Annotated in this window: 3 protein-coding genes and 1 pseudogene; 3 read left to right on the top strand and 1 reads right to left on the bottom strand. The window is 74.3% G+C overall.

The genetic code is table 11. The features are described from left to right. The coding region (locus PROKR_RS21630) for a M15 family metallopeptidase (RefSeq protein WP_211240198.1) at positions 1-551 on the top strand (551 nt) is incomplete at its 5' end. A 127-nt stretch (positions 552-678) separates the two neighbouring features. Here PROKR_RS21630 and PROKR_RS21625 read toward each other — a convergent pair. Next, complete coding sequence (locus tag PROKR_RS21625) at positions 679-1,173, bottom strand: HIT family protein (RefSeq protein WP_245605921.1); 495 nt, start codon at positions 1,171-1,173, stop codon at positions 679-681. 47 nt (positions 1,174-1,220) lie between these two features. Between PROKR_RS21625 and PROKR_RS21620 the strand changes: the two genes are divergently transcribed. Continuing rightward, a complete protein-coding gene (locus PROKR_RS21620) occupies positions 1,221-2,612 on the top strand; it encodes a cryptochrome/photolyase family protein (protein WP_036967284.1) in 1,392 nt (463 codons plus the stop codon). 67 nt (positions 2,613-2,679) lie between these two features. Beyond that, a pseudogene (locus PROKR_RS35795) lies at positions 2,680-3,404 on the top strand (hypothetical protein); the annotation flags it as partial.

Here is a 3,404-nt window from a genome sequence, read left to right as displayed (position 1 = left end):
GCGGCCAGGAGCGGTCGGCGCTCGGGGCGTCCGCCGGCGTGACCGTTCCCCGGGACGCGGTGCTCCCGGCCGAGGAGGCTTCAGCGGTGGAGGTCGACGCCCCGCCGGTGCTGCCCGGCTGCGACGGTGTGGCCACGGGCGCGGGCACGAACGGCCAGATCCCGGCCAGCGAGCTGTGCGACCTCTGGGACGGGTACCCCGCCATCCGCGCGGACGCGGCCGTGGCCCTGGCCCGCCTGAACCAGGCGTACACCGAGCAGTTCGGCGAGGCGATCTGCATCACCGACGGCTACCGCAGCTACGCGGCGCAGGTGACGGCCAAGGCCGCCAAGCCCACGCTGACGGCGACCCCGGGTACGTCCAACCACGGCTGGGGCCTCGCGATCGACATCTGCGCCGACGGCTACGCCGGCGACCGCTGGGACTGGCTCAAGGCCAACGCGCCGGAGTTCGGCTGGGACAACCCGGGCTGGGCGCAGGCGGGCGGCGTCGGTCCCTACGAGCCGTGGCACTGGGAGTTCACCGCGGCCGTGGCGCAGCAGGGTCAGTGAGGCGCGGCGCCCACCGCACGCCCCCCTGAACAGTGTGGTCGGCAGGATGTCAGGTGGTCGGCAGCCCGAGTTGCCGACCACCTGACATCCTGCCGACCACACCGTTGAGACCGGCCTCGACAACACCTCAGCCGAGCGCGCCCCGCAGCCGCTCCGCGTACGCCCGGCGCCGCTCGACCGGGAGCCAGTCCGGCTCGGGCAGCGTGCCGTACAGGTCGTCACCGGGGTAGCGCGGGAAGAGGTGCTGGTGAAAGTGCCAGACGTCCTGGTTGCCGGCGGGCTCGTTGTGCTGCCGGGTCGAGACGCCCGCGCAGTCGTAGACGCGGCGCATCGCCCGGGCGAGCAGCCGGGTCGCGTCGAAGACCGCGTGGCCGTCGTCGGCGGGGAGGTCGTAGAGGTTCTCGTGGTGGGCCACCGGGACGATCAGCACGTGGCCGGGGTTCCGCGGCCACCAGCGGGGCTCGATGATCGCGAAGACCCGGTCGTCGCGGTAGACCACCTCGCCCTCGCCCTCGCCCTCGCGCTCCGCGTCGAAGTCGCAGAACGGGCAGTCGTATCCGGTGGGCTCGTGGTTGTGCAGGGGGGACCTCCCGGTCGCTGGGCTCGTCAGCGTACTGCGCACGTTTCACCCGGGCGCGAGCCGGGCCGCGCCCCCGTACCGTGGGCCGCATGACCGAAGCCCCGTCGTTGGTCTGGTTCCGGCGCGACCTGCGGGTCGCCGACCAGCCGACCTTCCTCGCCGCGGGCCAGGGCACCCCCGCGCTCGCCCTGTTCGTGCTCGACCCGCGCCTGCTCGGGCCGGCCGGGGACGCGCGCCTGTGGTTCCTGTACGGGTGCCTGCGTGACCTGGACGAGAGCCTGGGTGGCCGGCTCCTGGTCGTCGAGGGCGACCCGGTCGAGGTGGTGCCCCGCGTGGCCGAGGAGATCGGGGCGGGGGCCGTGCACGTCGCCGCCGACTTCGGGCCCTACGGCCAGGCCCGGGACGCCGAGGTCGAGCGGGCGCTCGCGGAGGCGGACCGCACGCTGGTGCGCACCGGGTCCCCGTACGCCGTCGCGCCCGGGCGGGTGCTGTCCGGGGACGGCGGCCGCTACCGGGTGTTCACCCCGTTCAGCCGGGCCTGGGCCGACCACGGCTGGCGCGCCCCCGCGGACACCGACGCCGGCTACCTGGACTGGATCGACCCGGCGACGGCCCACGTCCAGTCCGCGAAGATCCCCGACCAGCCCGCCGTCGATGCCGACCTGCCCGAACCGGGCGAGGCGGCGGCGCACCGGCGGTGGGACGAGTTCGTGCGTGACCACCTGCAGGAGTACGCGGACGGCCGGGACCGGCCCGACCAGCCCGGCACCTCCCGTATGTCGGTCTACCTCAAGTACGGCTGCGTGCACCCGCGCAGCCTGCTCGCCGACATCGCGGCCAAGCGGTCGAACGGTGCCCAGTCGTTCCGCAACGAGCTGGCCTGGCGCGACTTCTACGCCGACGTGCTCGACCAGCGCCCGGACTCCGCCCGGCACAACTACGACCGCGCGTTCGACGCCCTGGCCACCGACAGCGGTCCCGAGGCCGACCGGCTGTTCGACGCGTGGCGCGAGGGCCGCACCGGCTACCCCGTCGTCGACGCCGGCATGCGCCAGCTCCTGGCCGAGGGCTGGATGCACAACCGGGTGCGGATGATCACGGCGTCGTTCCTGGTCAAGGACCTGCACCTGCCGTGGTGGTGGGGCGCTCGGCACTTCATGGGCCGGCTGGTCGACGGCGACCTCGCCTCCAACCAGCACGGCTGGCAGTGGGTGGCCGGCAGCGGCACCGACGCCGCCCCGTACTTCCGGGTGTTCAACCCGGTGCTGCAGGGCGAGCGGTTCGACCCGGACGGCGCCTACGTGCGCAAGTACGTGCCCGAGCTCGCTGACGTGCCCGGCAAGGCCGCCCACCAGCCCTGGAAGCTGCCGGGTGGTGTGCCGGCCGGGTACCCCGAGCGCGTCGTCGACCACAAGGACGAACGGGCCGTGGCCCTGGACCGCTACGAGGCCGTCAAGGAGGCCAAGCGCGCGGGTTCGTGACGGCCCCGCGGGGCGCGGGGCGCGGCCCGGGGATATCCTCGCAAGAGATCCATCCCGTGGAGCGGCGATGACGCACTCACCTGGTCCGGGCGTACCGCATGACCGTCAGCCCGCGCCCGGTGCCCCACCTGGTCCCCTGGCGACGGTCTACCAGGCCAAGCTGCGGCCTGCGGTCAACCCCGAGCACATCGTGCGCCGGCCCCGGCTCATCGAGCTGCTCGACACCGCCGTCGAGTCGCCGCTCACGCTCGTGGTCGCGCCGGCCGGCTCGGGCAAGACCTCCCTCCTGCGGGACTGGGTGGGCTGGACCGACCTGCCGCACGCCTGGCTGTCCGTGGACGAGTCGGACCGCGACCCCGCCCAGCTCTGGCTGAGCATCCTCGCCGCGCTCGACGGGATCGCCCCGGGGTGCGCCGAACCTGCCGCCGACGTGATCCGGCGCCGGCGCGCGCTGCTCGACGCCGTCGGAACCCTGCTCGACGACCTGGAGTCACGCAGCTACGGCCCGCGCGTACTGGTGATCGACGACCTGGAGGTGGTCGACGAGGCGGTGGCCTCCGGGGCGCTGACGATGTTCGTGCAGCACCTGCCACGGTGGCTGCGCGTCGTCCTGGTCAGCCGGCACGCCCCGCACCTGCCCGTGGACCGGCTGCGCGCCCGCGGCATGCTCGGCGAGGTGCGGTTCCCCGAGCTCCGGTTCTCGTTCGACGAGGCGACCGAGATGCTCGCCCGGCTCGCGCCCACGCTGCCGCCGAACCGCGTCGCCAAGGCCGCCCGGCACGCGGGCGGCTG

It is taken from the genome of Promicromonospora kroppenstedtii DSM 19349, from assembly GCF_000515355.1.
GTDB classification, from domain to species: Bacteria; Actinomycetota; Actinomycetes; order Actinomycetales; family Cellulomonadaceae; genus Promicromonospora; species Promicromonospora kroppenstedtii.
This window is presented reverse-complemented; position numbering and strand designations above follow the sequence as displayed.